The sequence below is a fragment of the Bradyrhizobium centrolobii genome (assembly GCF_001641635.1).
Lineage (GTDB): Bacteria > Pseudomonadota > Alphaproteobacteria > Rhizobiales > Xanthobacteraceae > Bradyrhizobium > Bradyrhizobium centrolobii.
This window is the reverse complement of record NZ_LUUB01000050.1, coordinates 14134-32554: the sequence shown is the minus strand read 5'-3', so window position 1 is coordinate 32554 and position 18421 is coordinate 14134. Positions and strand designations below refer to the sequence as shown.

General features: G+C 63.8%; 24 protein-coding genes. 10 read left to right on the top strand and 14 right to left on the bottom strand.

Translation table 11 applies throughout. The annotated features are described in order from the left end of the window. The coding region (locus tag AYJ54_RS13565; RefSeq protein ID WP_063699404.1) for a glutamine synthetase beta-grasp domain-containing protein at nt 1-1015 on the bottom strand (1015 nt) is incomplete at its 3' end. Between the two features lie 558 nt (nt 1016-1573). On the opposite strand from AYJ54_RS13565, the gene AYJ54_RS13560 reads away from it, so the two are divergent. Beyond that, a complete protein-coding gene (locus AYJ54_RS13560; RefSeq protein ID WP_063699409.1) occupies nt 1574-1774 on the top strand; it encodes a DUF2735 domain-containing protein in 201 nt (66 codons plus the stop codon). A 115-nt stretch (nt 1775-1889) separates the two neighbouring features. Here AYJ54_RS13560 and AYJ54_RS13555 read toward each other — a convergent pair whose 3' ends face one another. Next, nucleotides 1890-2201 carry an MliC family protein gene (locus tag AYJ54_RS13555; RefSeq protein WP_063699403.1) on the bottom strand — a complete coding sequence of 104 codons (312 nt, stop codon included), beginning with the start codon at nt 2199-2201 and terminating at the stop codon, nt 1890-1892. An 85-nt stretch (nt 2202-2286) separates the two neighbouring features. Between AYJ54_RS13555 and AYJ54_RS13550 the strand changes: the two genes are divergently transcribed. Further along, nucleotides 2287-3030, top strand: coding sequence for a tyrosine-protein phosphatase (locus tag AYJ54_RS13550; protein ID WP_063699402.1), 744 nt, complete (start codon nt 2287-2289; stop codon nt 3028-3030). Between the two features lie 16 nt (nt 3031-3046). On the opposite strand, the gene AYJ54_RS13545 is transcribed toward AYJ54_RS13550, so the two are convergent. Continuing rightward, on the bottom strand, nt 3047-3766 hold the full coding sequence (locus AYJ54_RS13545) for an SGNH/GDSL hydrolase family protein (protein WP_063699408.1): 720 nt from the start codon (nt 3764-3766) through the stop codon (nt 3047-3049). Between the two features lie 117 nt (nt 3767-3883). Here AYJ54_RS13545 and AYJ54_RS13540 point away from each other — a divergent pair, with 117 nt between their 5' ends. After that, complete coding sequence (locus AYJ54_RS13540) at nt 3884-4564, top strand: SDR family oxidoreductase (RefSeq protein ID WP_063699401.1); 681 nt, start codon at nt 3884-3886, stop codon at nt 4562-4564. Here AYJ54_RS13540 and AYJ54_RS13535 read toward each other — a convergent pair. Continuing rightward, nucleotides 4561-4908, bottom strand: a complete 348-nt coding sequence (locus AYJ54_RS13535; RefSeq protein WP_063699400.1) for a GrlR family regulatory protein — start codon at nt 4906-4908, stop codon at nt 4561-4563. The two genes, AYJ54_RS13540 and AYJ54_RS13535, sit on opposite strands and share 4 nt — an antisense overlap. A 143-nt stretch (nt 4909-5051) precedes the next feature. Here AYJ54_RS13535 and AYJ54_RS13530 point away from each other — a divergent pair, with 143 nt between their 5' ends. Together AYJ54_RS13530 and AYJ54_RS13525 are read left to right on the top strand one after the other, a co-directional pair. Further along, nucleotides 5052-5738, top strand: a complete 687-nt coding sequence (locus tag AYJ54_RS13530) for a DUF2161 domain-containing phosphodiesterase (protein ID WP_063699399.1) — start codon at nt 5052-5054, stop codon at nt 5736-5738. A 104-nt stretch (nt 5739-5842) separates the two neighbouring features. Next, entirely contained in the window at nt 5843-6148 is a 306-nt protein-coding gene (locus AYJ54_RS13525; protein WP_063699398.1) for a hypothetical protein, read from the top strand. 77 nt (nt 6149-6225) lie between these two features. Here the strand turns inward: AYJ54_RS13525 and AYJ54_RS13520 are convergent, their stop codons facing one another. Together AYJ54_RS13520 and AYJ54_RS13515 are read right to left on the bottom strand one after the other, a co-directional pair. Continuing rightward, complete coding sequence (locus AYJ54_RS13520; RefSeq protein WP_063699397.1) at nt 6226-6831, bottom strand: GNAT family N-acetyltransferase; 606 nt, start codon at nt 6829-6831, stop codon at nt 6226-6228. Between the two features lie 150 nt (nt 6832-6981). After that, complete coding sequence (locus AYJ54_RS13515; RefSeq protein ID WP_063699396.1) at nt 6982-7383, bottom strand: PaaI family thioesterase; 402 nt, start codon at nt 7381-7383, stop codon at nt 6982-6984. A gap of 112 nt (nt 7384-7495) precedes the next feature. Between AYJ54_RS13515 and AYJ54_RS13510 the strand changes: the two genes are divergently transcribed. After that, nucleotides 7496-8284 carry a cobalamin-binding protein gene (locus AYJ54_RS13510; protein ID WP_063699395.1) on the top strand — a complete coding sequence of 263 codons (789 nt, stop codon included), beginning with the start codon at nt 7496-7498 and terminating at the stop codon, nt 8282-8284. A 296-nt stretch (nt 8285-8580) separates the two neighbouring features. Here the strand turns inward: AYJ54_RS13510 and kynU are convergent, their stop codons facing one another. The 5 genes from kynU to AYJ54_RS13485 all read right to left on the bottom strand — a co-directional run bounded on the left by kynU (nt 8581) and on the right by AYJ54_RS13485 (nt 13817). Further along, a complete protein-coding gene (gene kynU / locus AYJ54_RS13505; protein ID WP_063699394.1) occupies nt 8581-9783 on the bottom strand; it encodes a kynureninase in 1203 nt (400 codons plus the stop codon). Between the two features lie 8 nt (nt 9784-9791). Continuing rightward, nucleotides 9792-10631 carry a tryptophan 2,3-dioxygenase gene (kynA, locus tag AYJ54_RS13500; RefSeq protein ID WP_063699393.1) on the bottom strand — a complete coding sequence of 280 codons (840 nt, stop codon included), beginning with the start codon at nt 10629-10631 and terminating at the stop codon, nt 9792-9794. A gap of 33 nt (nt 10632-10664) precedes the next feature. After that, entirely contained in the window at nt 10665-11477 is an 813-nt protein-coding gene (locus AYJ54_RS13495; RefSeq protein WP_063699407.1) for an alpha/beta hydrolase, read from the bottom strand. A 284-nt stretch (nt 11478-11761) separates the two neighbouring features. Then, nucleotides 11762-13039 (bottom strand): ArgE/DapE family deacylase, encoded by a 1278-nt coding sequence (locus AYJ54_RS13490; RefSeq protein WP_063699392.1) that lies wholly within the window; start codon nt 13037-13039, stop codon nt 11762-11764. 52 nt (nt 13040-13091) lie between these two features. Next, the gene (locus AYJ54_RS13485) at nt 13092-13817 is read right to left on the bottom strand and encodes a pyridoxamine 5'-phosphate oxidase family protein (RefSeq protein WP_063699391.1); all 726 of its coding nucleotides are present in this window, start codon (nt 13815-13817) and stop codon (nt 13092-13094) included. Nucleotides 13818-13892: 75 nt separating this feature from the next. Here AYJ54_RS13485 and pdxR point away from each other — a divergent pair, with 75 nt between their 5' ends. Further along, entirely contained in the window at nt 13893-15365 is a 1473-nt protein-coding gene (gene pdxR / locus AYJ54_RS13480) for a MocR-like pyridoxine biosynthesis transcription factor PdxR (protein ID WP_063699390.1), read from the top strand. Between the two features lie 67 nt (nt 15366-15432). After that, nucleotides 15433-15678, top strand: coding sequence for a DUF6719 family protein (locus AYJ54_RS13475; protein WP_063699389.1), 246 nt, complete (start codon nt 15433-15435; stop codon nt 15676-15678). A gap of 119 nt (nt 15679-15797) precedes the next feature. Here AYJ54_RS13475 and AYJ54_RS13470 read toward each other — a convergent pair whose 3' ends face one another. Together AYJ54_RS13470 and AYJ54_RS51265 are read right to left on the bottom strand one after the other, a co-directional pair. Then, a complete protein-coding gene (locus tag AYJ54_RS13470) occupies nt 15798-16160 on the bottom strand; it encodes a hypothetical protein (protein WP_063699388.1) in 363 nt (120 codons plus the stop codon). A gap of 34 nt (nt 16161-16194) precedes the next feature. Further along, complete coding sequence (locus AYJ54_RS51265; RefSeq protein WP_201724182.1) at nt 16195-16356, bottom strand: hypothetical protein; 162 nt, start codon at nt 16354-16356, stop codon at nt 16195-16197. A 414-nt stretch (nt 16357-16770) separates the two neighbouring features. Between AYJ54_RS51265 and AYJ54_RS13465 the strand changes: the two genes are divergently transcribed. Further along, nucleotides 16771-16980: a hypothetical protein gene (locus tag AYJ54_RS13465; RefSeq protein WP_347337215.1), complete on the top strand. Its 210-nt coding sequence runs from the start codon at nt 16771-16773 to the stop codon at nt 16978-16980. Nucleotides 16981-16987: 7 nt separating this feature from the next. Here the strand turns inward: AYJ54_RS13465 and AYJ54_RS13460 are convergent, their stop codons facing one another. Next, nucleotides 16988-17536: a CreA family protein gene (locus AYJ54_RS13460; RefSeq protein ID WP_063699387.1), complete on the bottom strand. Its 549-nt coding sequence runs from the start codon at nt 17534-17536 to the stop codon at nt 16988-16990. 207 nt (nt 17537-17743) lie between these two features. Here AYJ54_RS13460 and AYJ54_RS52285 point away from each other — a divergent pair. Continuing rightward, a partial coding sequence (locus AYJ54_RS52285; RefSeq protein WP_245329005.1) for a L,D-transpeptidase family protein occupies nt 17744-18421 on the top strand: 678 nt, incomplete at its 3' end.

Here is an 18421-nt window from a genome sequence, read left to right as displayed (position 1 = left end):
CGGTCGGCACGGACGAGATCGTCTTCAGGATCTGCGAAGCGATCTGGTATGGGTCGCCCTGCGAGTTCGGACGGCGGTCTTCCAGATAGCCCTTGTAGCCGTTGTTGACGAAGGAGTGCGGAACGCGGATCGAGGCACCGCGGTCGGCCACGCCATAGCTGAACTTGTTCCAGGGCGCGGTCTCGTGCTTGCCGGTCAGACGCTTGTCGTTGTCCGGGCCGTAGACGGCGATGTGGTCCATCAGGTTCTTCTCGAAGGCCGCCATCAGCGCCTCGAAGTACTCCTTGCCGCCGACTTCGCGCATGTAGGCGGTCGAGAAGTTGGCGTGCATGCCGGAGCCGTTCCAGTCGGTGTCGCCGAGCGGCTTGCAGTGGAATTCGATGTCGATGCCGTACTTCTCGGTGAGGCGCAGCATCAGGTAGCGGGCCATCCACATCTGGTCGGCAGCGGTCTTGGAGCCCTTGCCGAAGATCTGGAATTCCCACTGGCCCTTCGCGACTTCCGCGTTGATGCCTTCATGGTTGATGCCGGCCGCGAGGCAGAGGTCGAGATGCTCTTCGACGATCTTGCGGGCGACGTCGCCGACGTTCGAGTAGCCGACGCCGGTGTAGTACGGGCCCTGCGGCGCCGGATAGCCGGCGGTCGGGAAGCCGAGCGGACGGCCGTCCTTGTAGAAGAAGTACTCCTGCTCGAAGCCGAACCAGGCGCCGGCGTCATCGAGGATGGTGGCGCGCTTGTTCGACGGATGCGGGGTCTTGCCATCGGGCATCATGACTTCGCACATCACCAGCACGCCGTTGGTGCGGGCGCCGTCCGGGAAGACCGCGACCGGCTTCAGCACGCAATCCGAGCTGTGGCCTTCGGCCTGCTGCGTGGAGGAGCCATCGAAGCCCCAGAGCGGAAGCTGCTCGAGCGTCGGGAACGACGCGAATTCCTTGATCTGAGTCTTGCCGCGCAAATTCGGAGTCGGCGTATATCCGTCGAGCCAGATGTACTCGAGCTTGTACTTGGTCATTGAGCCTCTCTGTAGATGATGCGAAAGGTGGGAACCGAGAGTTCCCGCACGTTGTACCCGGCCATCATCGGCCGGCCCTTTACAAGCATTTAACGTGCCAAACGGCCGCACTACTGACCTTTATCCACCGGTGCCGGTCCGCTATCCACCGGTGCCGGTCCGCGCCGGGCGAGCCGCCCGACGATCGACAGGATCGTGCGTCATAGGAGCGCACCTTTCCGTGAAGCTGCAGTGCAAAAATCCCGCGGAAAACGCTCGATTCTAATGCAGCCCGGTGCCGCGCTGCCGTTGCCGATGAAACGCGCAGCACTGTCCCGCAATTTTTGCAAAGCCGTCGCCCCACCTCCCGCAACCTTCGCAATGGCCCAAGCGTTGGCCAGTCGTCCGGTGCCTCGGAGGAAGCAAAACACCGGCAGCCCAAGAAATGGGCAGTCAATGATCTCATTTTGAGCACTTTGCATTTCCGGATGCTCGGCCAATATCGAGATTCCAGTAACCACAATCGAAGGAGTCGGGCGCAGCATGGAGGCCAAGCGCTTCGACCAAGGAGAAATCGCAATGATAAACAATGGTCTGAGTCAGGAATCTGCAAAGATCTACCAATTCCCCGTCGGAGGACGTGCCGCTCTCGGGGGACGCCGCTATGGCGAGACCCGCCTTCCCGATCAAGTCTCTGCTCCCGTGAACGAGACGATTTGCAGCGGAAGCTGGTATCACCAGGAGGCGATCGACGAAGCCAAGCCGAAATGGGATCGCTGATGCCCGCGTTTGGTTCGGTACCGCCCTGCTCTCGAGAAGCCCGGGCGGCAAGTTTGAAAAAGGGTCGAAACAACGGCGTTTCGACCCTTTTTGATTCCTGATTGACTCCTGGGACTCAGATCACCTGACAAGCGGTGACAGGCCGCTTGAGATGCTTGACCGTGGTCGCGCCCGTCTTGCCGATCTTCAGCGTGATGCCTGCGCCTGAATAGCGTGCGCCCGAGACCGTCAACCGCTTGGCGAGGGTGATGGGCTCGCCGTCGATCTGGAGGAAGGCGCGCTTGTCGTAGTCATAAAACCCAACGATGAACTGCGTACCATCGGCACAATGATAGGTCTGGAACGTCTGGGCGCTCACGGGCCGCGCCTGGAAGGTTCCGCCTGCCAGTACTGCGAAAGCTAAAATAATGGCCTTGTGCCGGTCCACGATCGCCCCCTGTAATAGACCTCAAGAAAAACCCGAAGGACGCCCGCTACGCGTGCCCGCGGGCAACATAGCCGAAGCTGATCCCATGTCAGACTCTCCTGCCCGCCATCTCAACCTGCAAGGCGCCAGCAATTTTCGCGACCTCGGCGGCTATCCTACCGCCGACGGACGCACCACGCGCTGGCGGCATCTCTTCCGCTCCAACCATCTCGGCCAGCTCACCGCCGCCGATATCGAGATCGTCCGCGCGCTCGGCGTGAGGAGCGCGTTCGATTTCCGTGGGCTCGAGGAGCGCGCAGCCGGCGCCTGTGTCGTGAACGAGATCACGGTACACTCGCTGCCGATCGAGCCGACCGTGGTGGCCGCGCTGCGCGCCGAGCTCGCCGGGGGCACGCTGACCGCGCCGGTTGCGCTGGAGATCATGCGCGAGTCCTATCGCAACTATGTCCGCCACAACACGCACAGCTTCCGTACGCTGTTCGGCCATCTGCTTGAAGACCGCGCTCCCCTCGTCATCCACTGCACCGCCGGCAAGGACCGCACCGGCTTTGCCAGCGCGCTGATCCTGCATGCGCTCGGCGTGGCGGACGACGTCATCGCAGAAGACTACCTGCTGACCAACCAGCTCTACCGGCGCGATATGTCGAGCACCTCCGAACTGCCCGCGGATGTGCTCGACGCGATCGGCAGCGTCGAGGCCTCCTATCTCGATGCCGGCTTCGAGGCCGTCCGCGCCGAATACGGCGACCTCGAAACCTACTTGCGCGACGGACTCAGGCTCGGCAGGGCAGAGCGGTCCGCGCTAAAGGCGCGCTATCTGCAATCGTGATCGGAACAGCCATCGTCTAGCTTGTTGCCGCGGCGGCCTTGATGATCGCTGACCTGAGGGCCAGCGACACCTGAAAGGTGCTCCAGTCGCTCTGGTGCAGCTTGTCTGGATCGGTCAGATCCACCAATTGCTCGAACGACACGCCGTTCTGCACATGCCAATGCCGCATCAACGCCCAGCGTTGAAACAGGTTGACCCCGGCACTATCGGCTGCGGCGCGGATCAGCCGCACCATCTTGTCCGAGAGCTCGGCACGGTCATCCCAAAGCATCTTCGTCACATATTGTGGATCGATCAGAAGAACCTCGAAACCGCGATCGCGCAACTGCGCCAGACCTTCCCCGATCTTTGCGGCAACCACCTCGACGTCGTAGAGGTCATTGTGAAACACCGCGTTCGTCCCGACTTGCCAGATAACCAGCGCCGGGCTGTCCCGGAAAATGTCCGCCTCGAAGCGCCGAAGCTCGTCGCTTGCCTCCTCTCCGCCCTTGCCGCGGTTGAGAACGTCAATCCGGATCTCCGGATGCGGGTCGGCATCCTTGTAGTGCTGTCGCAGATACATTTCGAGCCGGTAGGGATAGGGAACGACATCGCCTCGCCCTGCCGTCGAGGACGATCCCATCGTCACGATCCGCACCGGGCCCTTTCCGTCCAACGCCAGCCGGAGTTGCCTGAGCGGGTATTTCAGGTCGACGATCCCTGCGGGAAACTCGATGTTCGGCAAATTGTCAGACATGCCAAGAACCTTCCTTGCGATCCAAGGTTGCGATGATTCAGCCTTGAAGCGGCCGCCATTGCAAGTCCAATTCGTCTTGCGCAATAGTCGGCGCGAATTGGAACGACGGAGCATATCGTGCAGGGAAAAGTCATTGTCGTGACCGGAGCGCTCGGGGCGCTCGGCAAGGTGGTGGCCGAGACGGCGCAGTCGCGCGGCGCGCGCGTCGCCGGCATCGATCGCGCGCCCTCGCAGGTGCCGGCAACGCCTGACCGCATCGAGATCGGCGGCGTCGATCTCTCCGATGCGGCGCAGGCGAAGACAGCGGTCGAGGTGGCAGCAAAGCATTTCGGCCATCTGGACGCGCTGATCAACATCGCCGGCGGCTTCGCCTTCGAGACGGTTGGCGACGGCGACGTCACGACATGGCAGCGCATGTATGCGCTCAATGTGCTGACTGCGCTCAACACCTCGCGCGCGGCGCTGCCTCAACTCGCCGCATCGAAGGCCGGCCGCATCGTCAACGTCGGCGCGATGGGTGCGCTCCAGGCCGGCGGCGGCATGGGGCCTTACGCAGCGTCGAAGGCGGGTGTGCATCGCCTCACCGAGGCGCTGGCCAACGAATGGAAAGGCAAGGTGACCGTGAACGCGGTGCTGCCCTCGATCATCGACACCAAGGCCAACCGCGCGGACATGCCGAAGGCGGATTTCTCCAAATGGGTGACGCCGCAGGAGCTCACTGAGGTGATCCTGTTCCTCACCAGCGACGCCGCGAGCGGCATCACGGGTGCTCTGATCCCGGTGAGCGGGCGCGTTTAATCCGGCACCAAGAGCCGCAGATTGCCCTTGAAACGGATGCTCTGCTTGCCGGCGAGTGCGATGCCTTCGCCATAGGCGGTCGCATCGGTGTAGGTGCCGCTGAAGCCGATGGTCACGACCTTGCGCCCCCACACCGGGCGCTCATCGAACGAGGGCGAGTGCTCCTCGTTAGTCAGCTCACCCTTCCACTTGCCATCTGCCGAGGTGTAGGTGCCGTAGGCAAAGAAGAATGAATCGCCGCCGCGCATGGTGCCGTCGCGCAGGACCATGACGCCCTGATTGCCGCCCTGGACGCCATCCAGCATCTCGATCCGGATGTGATAGAGCCCATTCCTGATTGTCATCTTTTTCGAGCGCCCGACTGTCCCGCGCGCAGGATAGCCGCACCATCGGTTCCCGATCAAATGGCGCGGAGCGCCAAGTCCGATCCGGGCTAGACTGCCCGCAACTGATTCTCCGATCGGAACGCAAGACTCGGAAACTTTCTTTGGAAACCGCGCTTTATCTGCCCGTCAAACGCTTCCTCGAACAGCTCGGCTTCACCGTCAAGGGCGAGATCGGTGGCTGCGATCTCGTGGGCTTGAGTGCCGGCGATCCGCCGGTCGTGGTGATCGGCGAGCTCAAGCTCGCCTTCAACCTCGAGCTGATCCTCCAGGCGGTCGACCGCGCGCCGGCGGGCGACGAGATCTGGATCGCCGCAAAAATGTCGGTGCGCGGCAAGGGCCGCGAGAGCGATGCGCGCTATCGCAATCTCTGCCGCCGGCTCGGCTTCGGCATGCTTGGCGTAACCGACCGCGGCCAGGTCGAGGTGCTGGTGAAGCCGCCGACGGCGGCCCCGCGCCGGGAGCCGAAGACGCGCTCGCGCCTCGTTGCCGAGCACCAGCGCCGCCAGGGCGATCCCGTGCTCGGCGGCAGCACGCGCGCGCCGATCATGACGGCCTATCGGCAGCAGGCGCTGGCCTGCGCCTCGGTGCTCGCCGACGGACCGCGGCGCGTGCGCGAGCTGCGCGAACGCTGTCCCGATGCCGGCAAGATTCTCCTGCACAATGTCTATGGCTGGTTCGAACGCGCCGAGCGCGGAATCTACGGCCTGACGGAGGCCGGCCATGCGGCCCTGAAACGCTGGCCGCAGCAACGGGTTGAGGTCGATACCGGTGTCGCGTCACCGTCCTGACGGTCCGATCGATGCAAGGCGTGAATAGCTGAGATGCCACACCAGATTCATATTGCAATGCAACATAGGCGGCACTAGGTATCCCGGATCGAAACGAGGCCCCCATGAGCGCAGACTGGAATACCAAATATGGCACGCGGCGCGTCCGCCATGATCCGCCGACCCTGGACGAGGCGATTTTCGCCGCCGTCGGCATCACCGACGATCAGGACCAGCAGGCCGAGATCGCTGCTGCGCTGATGGGGATGCCTCTCGATGTTGTCCAGGCCGAGGTCAAGAAGCAGGCCCGCGCCAACACCCGCATTTCGGCGACCCGCGTGATCGCCGGCGAACAGGGCGCGCAGCGCTCGGTCGTGGTCGAACGCCGCGTCGTCCGACGCTTCGGCAACGACAAGCGCACCGGCACCTGAGCAGTTTTTTTGCTAATCCAAATACGAAAGCGGACCGGCTTTGCCGGTCCGCTTTTTGATTCTACGCGGCGTGATTTCTACGCCGCACGATTGCCGTACATGCTGGAAATGAGCTTCCAGCAGGTCGAGTTGAAGCTGAGAATGGCGTGGCCGGCCGTGAACGGCGCGGCCGCAAGATCGGCCAGCTCGGCCTCGGGCGTCTTGGCAAGATCGATCGTGCCGGTCGATTCGCCGTGGCGGAATTGCAGATGCGCGCCGAACTTCTTTGCAAGCCCTCGCATCGCGTGATTCTCGGCCCCCGTCGTGATGCGCAGGCGCTTGTAGCCCTTCCAGCGCGCCTCCGCGATCAGGCGGCGGAACAGCACGGTGCCGACGCCCTGGCGGCGCGCCGAGGCTTCCACGCTGAACGCGACTTCCGGCAACGAATCATCCTCCGGCGGATGCAGCTCAGCCGCACCACGGACCACGCCGTCGACGATATAGGCAACAATCACCGTGCCGTCCTCGGCGCAGCGGGCGGCGTAACGCTCGATGAAGCTGTCGTCGAGAAAGCCGTTGAATCGGTCATGCCGGCTTTCGGGATCGAGCCTTAGCAGGTGATCGCGCAGAAGCGGCAGTTCTTCCTGCTGGATCAGGGTCCGCACATAGCCCGGAGCGGTGCGGACGGTCTCTTCAAGTGCCACGTCAAAACTCCTCTTGGTGTCCCTCGAGGAGGCGTTCGAATCCCTAGGTCCCCCATATTGTGCATCGCAGCATGTTTTTCAAGGCTGGAACCTGCCCAAGTTAGCGGCATGGCAAACGACTAGTTCGTTAACAAAATCAAGGCTCCGTGGTCATACGAGGACCAGTTGGGTCTGGGTCACCACGGCGACGAGCTTGCCGTCCTCCGTCTCCAGCCGGGTGGTCCAGACCTGGGTCCGCCGGCCGCGGTGGACCGGGGTGGCGGTGGCGATCACCGTGGTTCCCTCCTTGGCGCCGCCAATGAAGTTGGTCTTGCTCTCCAGCGTGGTGGTACCCTTGGCGTCCTCCGGCAGATTGATCACGGTCGCGGCCGCCCCGACCGAATCGGCCAGTGCCATCAGGGCGCCTCCGTGAATGGTATGGTGGAGCGTGCAGAGATCGGGCCTGACCGTCATCCGCGCCACCACGCGATTCTTCTCGGCCTCGACGAATTCAACGCCCTTGAGCTCGGCGAACGGCATCTTCATCGCTTTAAGTTTCTCAAGCGGCGTCATCGGATTTCCTCCCAATTCGTTGTTGTCTCAACGTGAATGGTCTCGATCAGCAAAGCAATGACGTCCGAGGTAATAGCCCTGCTGACATCGGCATTTGCACATATGCTTCTCCATGCGCCACTTCCCGCCCCGCCGCATCGTCTGCCTGACCGAGGAAACGGTCGAAACGCTCTATCTGCTGGGCGAGCAGGATCGCATCGTCGGCGTCTCCGGTTATGCGGTGCGCCCGCCGCAAGTGCGTCGCGAGAAGCCGCGCGTGTCGGCGTTCATTTCGGCGGACATTCCAAAAATCCTGGCGCTGGAACCAGACCTCGTGCTGGCCTTCTCAGATCTACAGGCCAACATCGTCGCCGACCTCGTGCGTGCGGGCATTGCCGTCCACGTCTTCAACCAGCGCGATGTCGCCGGCATCTTGGCGACGATCCGCACGCTCGGCGCACTCGTCGGCGCGGGGGAGCGTGCGGAGGAACTCGCACAAGGCTTCGAACGGCGCCTCGCCGCGATCGCCGCAACGCCCCGCCCCCCAGCGCGGCCAAAAGTCTATTTCGAGGAATGGGATGATCCGCTGATCTCCGGCATCGGCTGGGTCTCCGAGCTGATCGAGATCTCCGGCGGCGAAGATATCTTTCCGGAGCTCCGGCATCGACAAGCCGCAAAGGATCGCATCGTCTCCGCGGATGCGGTGCGCGCGGCCGCCCCCGACGTCATCCTCGCCTCCTGGTGCGGCAAGAAGGTCGTTCCCGCCCGCATCCGTCAACGCGACGGCTGGAGCGAGATTCCGGCCGTGCGCGACGAGCGCATTATCGAGATCAAGTCGACGATCATTCTGCAACCGGGCCCTGCCGCGCTAACGGATGGGCTCGATGCAATCGTGAAGGCGTTGTGGGGCGAGCGTGAGTGAACGCCTGCAACGTCGTTGGCTCCCCTGTCAGACTCGTCATCCTGAGGCCCTGAGGCGCTCGCGTAGCGAGCCTCGAAGGATGAATGGCCGAGGCTGCAGCCGGGCCGTCGCCCTTCGAGGCTCGCTCCGCGGTGCTCCGCACCGCGGCTCGCACCTCAGGGTGACGGCGATAGAGTTAGGGACGCGGCTTCAACATCGTCATTGCGAGCGCAGCGAAGCAATCCAGAATCTTTCCGCGGCGGCAATCTGGATTGCTTCGCTGCGCTCGCAATGACGCCTGAGGCACGCTTCCCGGTTCACGTCACCGCGTTCACGACCTGATATTCCGACTGTCGCCACACCTCACCCGCGATCACCTCCTCGATCAGGTCGGCCGCCTTCAGCACCTCGGCTTCGCCGACATAAAGCGGTGTGATGCCGAAACGCATGATGTCCGGCGCACGGAAGTCGCCGATGACGCCGCGGGCGATCAGAGCCTGCATGACAGCATAGCCGCCTTCGAAGGCGAAGGAGACTTGCGAGCCGCGGCGCTCGTGCGCGCGCGGAGTGACGAGCTTGAGCTGCGGGCAGCGGCGTTCGATCTCGGCAATCAGCAAATCACCGAGCACGAGCGAGCGCGCACGCACCTCCGCGATGTCGACGCGGTCCCAGATATCGAGCGAAGCTTCGAGGGCCGCCATCGCCAGCACCGGCGGGGTGCCGACGCGCATGCGCTCGATCCCGCCGGCCGGCGCATAGCCGAGATCGAAGGCAAAAGGCTTTGCATGGCCCATCCAGCCGGACAGCGCCGCGCGCGCCCGGTCGGAGTGGTGCGGCGCGACGTAGAGGAAGGCTGGTGCGCCGGGGCCGGCGTTGAGATATTTGTAGGTGCAACCGGCAGCAAAATCGGCACGACAGCCTGCGAGATCGACCGGCAGCGCGCCGGCCGAATGCGCGAGGTCCCAGACGGTGACGACGCCGAGCGCATGCGCTTTCGCGGTCAGCTTCGCCATGTCGTGGCGGCGGCCGGTGCGGTAGTCGACCTCGGTGATGTAGAGGACCGCGACCTCCTCCGACAACGAAGCCTCGATCTCCTCTGGCGCCACCAGGCGCAATTGATGGCCGCGCCCGAGCGTCGCGATGAGGCCCTCTGCCATGTAGAGGTCCGTCGGAAAATTCCCGGTGTCGGACAGGACGATTTTGCGCGATACGTTCATGTCGAGCGCGGCGGCAAGCGCCTGGTAGACTTTGAGCGACAGCGTATCTCCGACCATTACTGAGCCGGCTTCGGCGCCGATCAGCCGCGCGATGCGATCGCCGACATGGCGCGGCTGGACATACCAGCCCGCAGTATTCCAGGCGCGGATCAGCTCGTTGCCCCACTCGGCCATTATGACGCGGTTGACGCGCTCGGCAACGCCGAGCGGCAACGCGCCCAGCGAATTGCCGTCGAGATAGATCACGCCGTCAGGCAGTTGGAACAAGGCCCTGGTGTCGTCATAGACGCGCAGCTTGGTCATAGGCATCTCTACAGAATCGTGCGGACGCGCCAGAGCTCGGGGAACAGCTCGACCTCCAGCATCCGCTTGAGATAACTGACGCCGCCGGTGCCGCCGGTGCCGCGCTTGAAGCCGATGACGCGCTCGACCGTCGTCACATGGTTGAAGCGCCAGCGCCGGAAATAGTCTTCGAAATCGACCAGCTTCTCCGCAAGCTCGTAGAGCGTCCAGTGCGTCTCGGGCGCCTCGTAGACACGGCGCCAGGCCTGAAGCACGCCTTCGTGAAGGCTGTGGGTCTCGCGAACGTCGCGCGACAATACCGCAGCCGGCATCTTGAGCCCGTGGCGGTCGGCGAGCCGCAGCACCTCATCATAGAGGCTCGGCGTCGCAAGCTCGGCTTCCAGGAGCTTCGTCACCTCGGGGTCATGCGCGTGCGGCTTCAGCATGGCGTGATTGCGGTTGCCGAGCAGATATTCAATCAGCCGGTACTGGCGCGACTGGAAACCCGAGGACTGGCCGAGCTTGGAGCGAAAGCGCGTGTACTCGCTCGGCGTCATGGTCCGCAGCACGTCCCAGGCGCCGTTCAACTGCTCGAAGATCCGTGATACCCGCGCCAGCATCTTCATTGCGGGTGCTACCTCGTCGCGCGCAATCGCGCGGCGCGCGGCGCTGAGTTCGTGGATCGCGAGCCGCATCCACAGCTCCGTGGTCTGATGCTGGATGATGAACAGCATCTCGTCATGCGCCTCCGACAGCGGATGCTGCGCGGTGAGGATCGCATCCAGCGCGAGATAATCGCCATAGGACATCCGCCGGGCGAAATCGGTCTCGGCGCCTTCGCTGGTGGGATCGTAATCGCTGGACGTCATGACAGGGCCCTTTCGATCATCCCTCTCGTAATTTCATTCGAGGCCGACCAGGCGCGCGGTGATCGGCGATGACGGATCCTTGAGTCCGTCGATAACAGTGAAATGGTTGAACCCGGGCTCGATCGTAAGGCGCGTCGGCACGTCGAAGCCGGTCCAGACATTCGCCATCAGCTCAGCCTGGCGGATGAACTCGGGGCGCTCGGCACCGCCGACCCAGGCGGTGACTACCGGCGCGTGGGAGCGCGGCAGATGCAGCGCGGCGCTCTCGAGCGCCGCCTCCTCCATGGTCATGCGCAGCGTCTCGTTCATCTTCGTCTTCAGCAGCGGCCGCAGGTCGTGCAGCCCGCTGATCGACAGCGTGGCGGCGATGCGATTGTAGACCGCGGGCTCGAGCCTGCTGTCGTCGCACAGCATCCGCGTGACGAGATGACCGCCGGCGGAGTGACCAGCAAGCCGAATCGGCCCTGCGACGAGCGCGGCCGCCTTGGCAATGGCTGCGGTGATTTCGGCAGTGATGTCGGAAATGCGTGCGACTGGCGTCAGCGTGTAGCTCGGCAGCGCGACGGTCCAGCCATGGTGCCGCGCGCCTTCGGCAAGATCGGTCCAGGCCGACTTGTCGAAGCGCATCCAGTAGCCGCCATGGACGAACACGACGAGGCCCTTGCTGTCGCCGTCGGGCAAGATCAGGTCGAAGCGCTGGCGCTCACCGGGGCCATAGGCAATATCGGCACGAAAGTCCTTCAGCCCTGCGCGATAACTTGCCGCCCGCTCCGCCCACAGCGCCGGCAGCTTGTCCGAGCCCGGCACATGGGCCGAGTTGGCATAGGCATCATCCCAATCGCGCATCGTCACTCCCTGACGGACTCGGCCTGCGGTCAGGGGCAGTCTGCCACCGGCGCGGCCGGCATCCTAGTCTTTATTTTAAGCTTAAAGCATCTGGTGACGCCCGTGTTTCGGGCAGCGGCACGACCTGATCCCAAAAGTCGTAGGGTGGGCAGAGCGACTTGTCCACCGTAGCCCGAAGGGCGAAGGCGGAAGCGTGCCCACCAGCCAGAGCGCGATCGGGAAAATGGGGGGAACGGCGCGAGAGCGCCTTTGCCCAGCCTACGAGGTTCGCAAACGAACGGCGTCTACGCCTTCTCCACCCCACACCACTCCGCGATGAACAGCGCCATGGCCTTGGTCGCCTTCTTCAGCGACGCCAGGTCGACATATTCATTGAAGCCGTGCATTTCGCCGCCGCTCGCGCCGAAGCAGAGGCTCGGGATGCCGTAGTTGAGGCCGTAGAATCGGGTATCCGTGAGCGCCGTAAAGACGAGGTCCTCCGCCGCGCCGCCATAGGCCTTGTCGAACGCCTTGGCGAAGGCGGCTTCCGGCGCGGCGGAGGCGGTCAGTTCATAGCCCTCCGACAGGAAGCCGGACCACTCGATCTCCGGCGGATTGTTGGCGAGGAAGCGGTGGCTGCGCGCGGCGGCGGCGACGCAAGCCGCAATCTCCTTCTGGTGATCGGCGATCGACCAGCCCGGCAGCACCGCGATGCGACAGTCGACGTCGCACCAGGCCGGCACGCTGGAGGCCCAGTCGCCACCCTTGATGATGCCGGGATTGAAGTTGATGGGATGGTTGAGCGTCTTGAAATGGCGATCGCTCTTCGCGCGCTCGTTCCACTCGATCTCGAGCTTCTGCAGCGCCTGGATCAAATGATACGCCGCCATGATCGCATTGGCGCCGGAGCCGGCGAACGCGACATGCGTCGGATGGCCCTTCACGCGCAGGCGAAACCAGATCACGCCGACCTGCGAGCGCACCATCTTGCCGCCGGTCGGCTCCGGAATGAAGCAGGCATCGGCGCGGTAGCCGCGCTGGAGCGTCGAGAGCGCGCCAACACCGGTGCTCTCCTCTTCGATCACCGACTGGAAATGGATCCGCGCTGTCGGCTTGAAGCCCGCAGCCTTGATCGCGTCCAGCGCATAGAGCGCGCCGATGGTGCCGGACTTCATGTCGCAGGCGCCGCGGCCGAACATCTTGCCGTCCTTGATGACCGGCGAGAACGGCGGGGTATCCCACAGTTCCAGCGGTCCCGCAGGCACCACGTCGCAGTGGCCCTGGAGGATCAGCGATTTGCCACCATTGGTCGCCGGACGGTATGTGCCGACCACCGTACGCGCCTTGGAGAAATCGTGCTCGATCGGCCCGAAGCCGCGCAGATCCTTCAGGTCGTCGACATTGATGGGCCAGTCGTCGACCTCGTAGCCGCGTGCGCGCAGGAGGTCGCCGATCATGTCCTGGCACGGCCCCTCAGCACCACGGGTCGAGGGGATCGCGACGAAATCGCGGGTGGTCGCAAGCTGGGCTTCGAAGCCGGCGTCGACGGCGTCAACAATCCTCTGCTGCGTTTCGGCAATCATCAGGCAACTCCAGGCATTCAGGTCATCCAGGGAGCGCGCAAGCTAGCCGATTTCAGCCGTTCGGGTACTCCACAAAATAAGCATCCCGCAATGCATCTTCGAGCAGTCGGCCTTCCGCATAGCCATTCAGTGTCGCCGGCCGCGTCACGCCGTCGAGCAGGCGCGGGCACGGCTCCGGTGCACCCAGCACGGTGCGCACCGGAATGCGCTCGGCATAGATCGGCAACGCGTAGTCCTCGTCATCATCGGCAACACCCTTGGCGCGGATCTTTGCCGAGGCCTCCTCGATCTCCATCGCGATGAAGGAGGTCGCCTTGATCTCCTGCGCGTTGCTCTGGCGCAGCCCCGCCGTGCGATCCGGGAAGAAACGATCGACCATCGCGACCAACGCGCGCGCTTTCTCCTCGGGATCGGTGACGAGATAGGCGGTACCGAACGCCATCACCGCGCGGTAGTCGGCGGAGTGATTGAAGCCGCAGCGCGCGAGCACCAGGCTGTCGAGATGGGCCACAGACAAGCAGACGCGCTCGCCCTTGGTCTGGTTACGCAGCATGCGGCTCGCGCTCGAGCCATGCCAGTACAACTTCGTCCCCTCGCGCCAGAAAAAGGTTGGCGTGCAATAGGGCTGACCGTCGATGACATAGGAGACGTGACAGAGCATCGAGGAATCCAGGATGCGATGAACCGTTTCGTGATCGTAGAAGCCGCGGTCGTGACGGCGTTTCACCTGGTTGCGCGCTGACGTCGGATAGGAATTTTGGCTCTCAGCTTGGCTCACGGCCGCTCCTGTCGGGCTTAGAGAAATTCCAGAACAGTTGTAGCGGCCGATTTGGTCTGCGATAGTTCCAATTCCATGCAAAAAATTCCGACCAATTCGACCCCCTCGCCGGCCAAGTCGGAGCTGCCGCTCGACCTCACCGGCCCGCACATCACGGCAGGCGCCTCCGCGGCGCACCGGCTGTACCAGGCGTTGTGCGAGATGATCGTCGACGGGCTGGTGAAGCCCGGCGAGCCGCTGCCGCCGTCGCGCACCCTGGCAAAGCAGACGGGTTTTCGACGCAATGCCGTCGTCACCGCCTATGAGCGCCTGATCGCCGACGGATTTGCGCAAGCGACCGTCGGCTCCGGCACTTTCGTCGCGACGCGGATCCCGGCGCGCGCGGCCGAGCCGAAAAAGCCGAAGGCCGTGGTCGAGGCGCCGCGCCAGGGCGCGTTCTCGCTCGGATGCACCCATATCGACGAGCGCGCGGTGCAGCGCTTCCGTGCCTTTGTCGGCCGGCGCATGCGCGCCTTCGGCACTGAGCATCTCCATTATGGCGATCCGCGCGGCAGCCGCGAGCTGCGCGCCGCGATCGCCGATCACCTGCTGTCGGCGCGGGGCCTGCGCTGTGATCCCGACCAGATCATGCTGACGTCGGGCACGCTGCACGCGCTGCGCATCGTGCTCAGCGCGATCCTCAAGGCGGGCGATCAGGTCTGGTGCGAGGATCCCGGCTATCCCGCCGCCCGCAAGACGATTGCTCATTGCGGCTATCGTGCGGTGTCGGTCCCGGTTGACGAGCACGGTCTGCGTATCGCGCGGGGACGTGCCGCGGCGCCGTCGGCGCGCGCCGCCTATGCAACGCCGTCGCATCAGTTTCCGCTGGGCGTGCAGATGTCGATGCCGCGGCGGCTTGAACTGCTGGACTGGGCGAAGGCGGCCGGAGCCTTCGTGCTCGAGGACGATTATGACAGCGAGTTCCGCTATGACGGCGCGCCGCTGATGTCGCTTGCCGGCATCGATCATCTCCAGCGCGTGATCTACATGGGCACCTTCGCCAAGACCCTGTTTCCGGGCTTGCGCATCGGCTATTGCGCCCTGCCCGAGCGCCTCATCGCTGACGTGACCGCGGCACGCGCCGCGCTCGACCGCTTTCCCGGCACGCTGATGGAAGGCGCGGTGGCGGACATGCTCAATTCCGGCGCCTTCGCCGCCAACCTGAAGCGGGTGCGAAAACTTTATCGCGAGGCGCGCGATGCACTGGCTGCGACGCTTGAAGCCGCATCCGACGGCACGTTGTCCGTGCCCGTGCCGTCACAGGGTCTGCATCTTGTCGCCCGGTTTGATCCATCGGTCGATCTTTCGGTTGCCGCCGAGGCGAAGCAGGCGGCCGGCGCGGAGGGCTGGCTGCTGGCCGACACCTATTGGCGCGCGCGTCGCCTGCCCGGTTTCGTGCTGGGATTTTCGGGGCACGCGGTTCCGCAGCTCGTGGCATCCGCCGAGCGGCTCGCGCGGGAATCGCGCGCCGCCTTGCGCGCGAAGAGCAAATCGGCCCGCCGGGCGTGACGAAGGTTCACTATCAGAATCGCGCGCCGCTCCCTAGATTGCAGCATCGATGCCGGGACCTCTCATCATGCTGCTGCGCCACGCGACTTGCCTCTCACTCCTGATTTTGATCGGGCTCGCCACGACGGCGCGCGCAGGCACCGTCGGACGTGAACAGGACATCGTCGATCTCAAGCTCGGTCAGCGCGTGCTGGTGGATGATGGAACGTGCCCCGCCGGACAGGTCAAGGAAGTGCGCGGCGCGAAGATGACGGACAAGGGCGTCTCCCGGACGAGTGCCTGCGTGCCGCGGTTCGGTCCGAAATCGAAATGACGGGCCAGAACATGATCCGGATCCGAAGGGCCGCGTTAGCGCAAAGTGTGCAGCGGTTTTCCCTCGCGACAAACGCTGTACGCCTTTGCGCGGAGATCATTCGCAAATAAAATCCTAAGTTACTTCGCCGGGTCGAACATACACTGCAGGGTCGGCTTCGCGATCTTGGTGAAGGTCGGGCCGATCTCGCTCTGCTTGGATGCCGGCACCCAATCGGTCTCGATTGTCGGAACGCCGGTCTCGCTGATGCCACGCAAGAGCGCCTCGCGCAGGTCGCGGTCCTCGACGACGGCAGCGGCATGATCATGCAGGCAGCCGCAGACTTCCTCGGGATGCTCCCAGCGCCCGAGCATGCGCGGCGCGCATTGGCGCACGAACTCGCTGCGAGGATCCGGCAATCTGTTGGGAGAGCGCACCTGCGCCTGGGCAGAGTTGATCGTTACGAGAGATATGAACGCCGCGGCGCAGAGACGAAAAAGCATGATGGTCTTGCCGGCTGAGTTCTTGTCTTAACGATCAGAAGCGCGCCGCCAACACGATCGGCTGCGGCGCCGGGGTAATTTGCGAGCCGCTGTACTCGAAGGTGCCGACGCCCGGTAGACTGCCATCGGCCGAACCTGCGACGGAGGAGCCCGCGAGGACGAGGCCGAAAGCGAGGATGAAGCTGAGCGTGCGCATTGACTGTCTCCAGGGTCTGTTCGGCCGGCCGGTGCGCCGTTGTGGTTGCGAAGCTGATAACCATGCGTCGTTTCGTCCGTGATGCGCCAAAAGCGCAAAATGGTTTCATGTTGGTGAGAATTGTTTCGTCGGACGCGACGCGACGAAACAATTCTCCGAAAATGCCAATCATTTCAGACGGCTCTTGCCGCGGCTTAAACCCGCCAAGCAGCGGTTAGGCGGGTTCCGGAACCCGCTGCTCGGGTGGCGCGGTCATGTGCCCGACGCCCGCGCTTCACATGCATTTTACGTTTTTCTGCTGAAGAGAAGCGCAAACGAAGGCTGGTCCCGCCGAACCGGGGGCGTGTCGGCGGCGACTCACAAGCTTTCGAAACCGAAAAGCCCGGATCAGCCAACCGGGCGTTCACGTGAGGGATGGCCATCATGATGGCGACAGATCGCGCAACGACGCGCGACGCGGACCAATGGACGGACCGCGCCAATGAACGATTCAATCGCAGCCGCGCCGCCTCGTCCGGCGCCATGGCGCAGCAATCCAACCGCGGCTACGAGGCCGCGCCGCAGATGTTCGTGCGGCTGACCGGCTCCCACCTCGTCAAGCCGCGCACGCCGCGTCAGGACTGAGGCGCCATCACTGGGTGAAGAAGTCGCCGCACTTCTCGATATTCGTATCCGCGGCACCCCACGGCATGATCGGCACGGTCGAGGTCGAGTTCTTCGGTGAGCCCTCGATCAGCTTGTCGGAATAGACCATGTAGACCAGCACGTTGCGCTTGGCGTCGCAGCCGCGCACGATCTGCATCTTCTTGAAGAACAGCGAGCGGCGCCTGCGAAACATGTCGTCGCCCTGTTCGAGCTTGTTTTTGAATTTGATTGGGCCGACTTGGCGGCAGGCGAGCGAGATGTCCGACACCTCCTCGGCCAGCCCCAGCCATCCCTTGAATCCCCCCTTCTCCGGTATCGTGAAATGGCAGGCCACGCCGTCCACCTCGGGATCGTCGATCCCGTAGGTCGCCAGCTTGTCGTTCGGGCTGACCCATTTGAAGACGGTGGAGCGGCGGAAGATCAGATCCGGTTCGTCGGCAGCTAGGGCGGAGGTCGTCGGCAGGGCAAGCAGCAGGAGGAATAAAGCGAAGTCTTTCAAGCGGATGCCGGAAAGACTGGGGAAACGGGATGACATGAAGTTCTCCGGTAACAAGCCCCGGCAATGTAGGCATGCGGATGCCGATCAGGAAGGCGACCCGCGGCCCGGCGGGGCCCCGTTTACCGCTCTGTGAGGCTTTTTTGCTACGGCCTGGACAAAAGTAACAGACCGCAGAACCGCCATGGTGGTGAACGCATATACCCTCTGCGAGACTAACGACTGATTTGCATTGTGGATTCGACGATGAATAGCGTGAAGGGGTCCAGTTCGTTCGCCGCGCCGGCGCGGTTCTGGCAGGTCGCCATTTTGACGGCGGCAGGTGCGCTCGGCACGACGAGCCAGGCGGACGCCGCGTTTTATTATTGGACGGATTATTCCGACGGCTCCTATTTCGCCCGCCAGCAGCGGTATCCGGAAGTGTCACGGCATAAGCCGCAGAAGCGCGGCGCCGCCAGCAAGAAGGATATCGTCGTCGAGAAGGAAGCGGGCGCGAAGCCGCAAGGACCGCTCGTCATCGTCGTCTCGATCGACCGGCAGAAAGTGTCGATCTACGACTCCAAGGGGGTGTTCGCGGAATCCCCGGTGTCGAGCGGCATGAAGGGCCATTCGACGCCGATGGGTGTGTTCAGCGTCATCCAGAAGCAAAGATTCCACCGTTCCAACATCTACAGCGGCGCGCCGATGCCGTACATGCAGCGGATCACATGGTCCGGCATCGCCTTGCATGCCGGCGTGCTGCCCGGCTATCCGGCCTCGCACGGCTGCATCCGCATGCCGATGGCGTTTGCGGTGAAGATGTGGAATTGGACCAAGATGGGCGCGCGCGTGATCGTCGTGCCGGGCCAGATGATGCCGCAAAGCTTCTCGCACCCGCTGCTCGCCTCCGTGCGCGTGCCGCCGCAGCCCGCGGCGAGCCTCGAG

What these genes read in the sequence shown, in the direction of transcription:
- AYJ54_RS51265 (WP_201724182.1), bottom strand. Translation starts at nt 16,356, where the DNA reads ATGCGCACGCTCAGCTTCATCCTCGCTTTCGGCCTCGTCCTCGCGGGC.
- AYJ54_RS13510 (WP_063699395.1), top strand. Translation starts at nt 7,496, where the DNA reads ATGCGCCACTTCCCGCCCCGCCGCATCGTCTGCCTGACCGAGGAAACG.
- AYJ54_RS13470 (WP_063699388.1), bottom strand. Translation starts at nt 16,160, where the DNA reads ATGCTTTTTCGTCTCTGCGCCGCGGCGTTCATATCTCTCGTAACGATC.
- AYJ54_RS13560 (WP_063699409.1), top strand. Translation starts at nt 1,574, where the DNA reads ATGATAAACAATGGTCTGAGTCAGGAATCTGCAAAGATCTACCAATTC.
- AYJ54_RS13550 (WP_063699402.1), top strand. Translation starts at nt 2,287, where the DNA reads ATGTCAGACTCTCCTGCCCGCCATCTCAACCTGCAAGGCGCCAGCAAT.
- kynA (WP_063699393.1), bottom strand. Translation starts at nt 10,631, where the DNA reads ATGACGTCCAGCGATTACGATCCCACCAGCGAAGGCGCCGAGACCGAT.
- AYJ54_RS13460 (WP_063699387.1), bottom strand. Translation starts at nt 17,536, where the DNA reads ATGTCATCCCGTTTCCCCAGTCTTTCCGGCATCCGCTTGAAAGACTTC.
- AYJ54_RS13465 (WP_347337215.1), top strand. Translation starts at nt 16,771, where the DNA reads ATGGCCATCATGATGGCGACAGATCGCGCAACGACGCGCGACGCGGAC.
- kynU (WP_063699394.1), bottom strand. Translation starts at nt 9,783, where the DNA reads ATGACCAAGCTGCGCGTCTATGACGACACCAGGGCCTTGTTCCAACTG.
- AYJ54_RS13525 (WP_063699398.1), top strand. Translation starts at nt 5,843, where the DNA reads ATGAGCGCAGACTGGAATACCAAATATGGCACGCGGCGCGTCCGCCAT.
- AYJ54_RS13535 (WP_063699400.1), bottom strand. Translation starts at nt 4,908, where the DNA reads ATGACAATCAGGAATGGGCTCTATCACATCCGGATCGAGATGCTGGAT.
- AYJ54_RS13490 (WP_063699392.1), bottom strand. Translation starts at nt 13,039, where the DNA reads ATGATTGCCGAAACGCAGCAGAGGATTGTTGACGCCGTCGACGCCGGC.
- AYJ54_RS13475 (WP_063699389.1), top strand. Translation starts at nt 15,433, where the DNA reads ATGCTGCTGCGCCACGCGACTTGCCTCTCACTCCTGATTTTGATCGGG.
- pdxR (WP_063699390.1), top strand. Translation starts at nt 13,893, where the DNA reads ATGCAAAAAATTCCGACCAATTCGACCCCCTCGCCGGCCAAGTCGGAG.
- AYJ54_RS13515 (WP_063699396.1), bottom strand. Translation starts at nt 7,383, where the DNA reads ATGACGCCGCTTGAGAAACTTAAAGCGATGAAGATGCCGTTCGCCGAG.
- AYJ54_RS13545 (WP_063699408.1), bottom strand. Translation starts at nt 3,766, where the DNA reads ATGTCTGACAATTTGCCGAACATCGAGTTTCCCGCAGGGATCGTCGAC.
- AYJ54_RS13495 (WP_063699407.1), bottom strand. Translation starts at nt 11,477, where the DNA reads ATGCGCGATTGGGATGATGCCTATGCCAACTCGGCCCATGTGCCGGGC.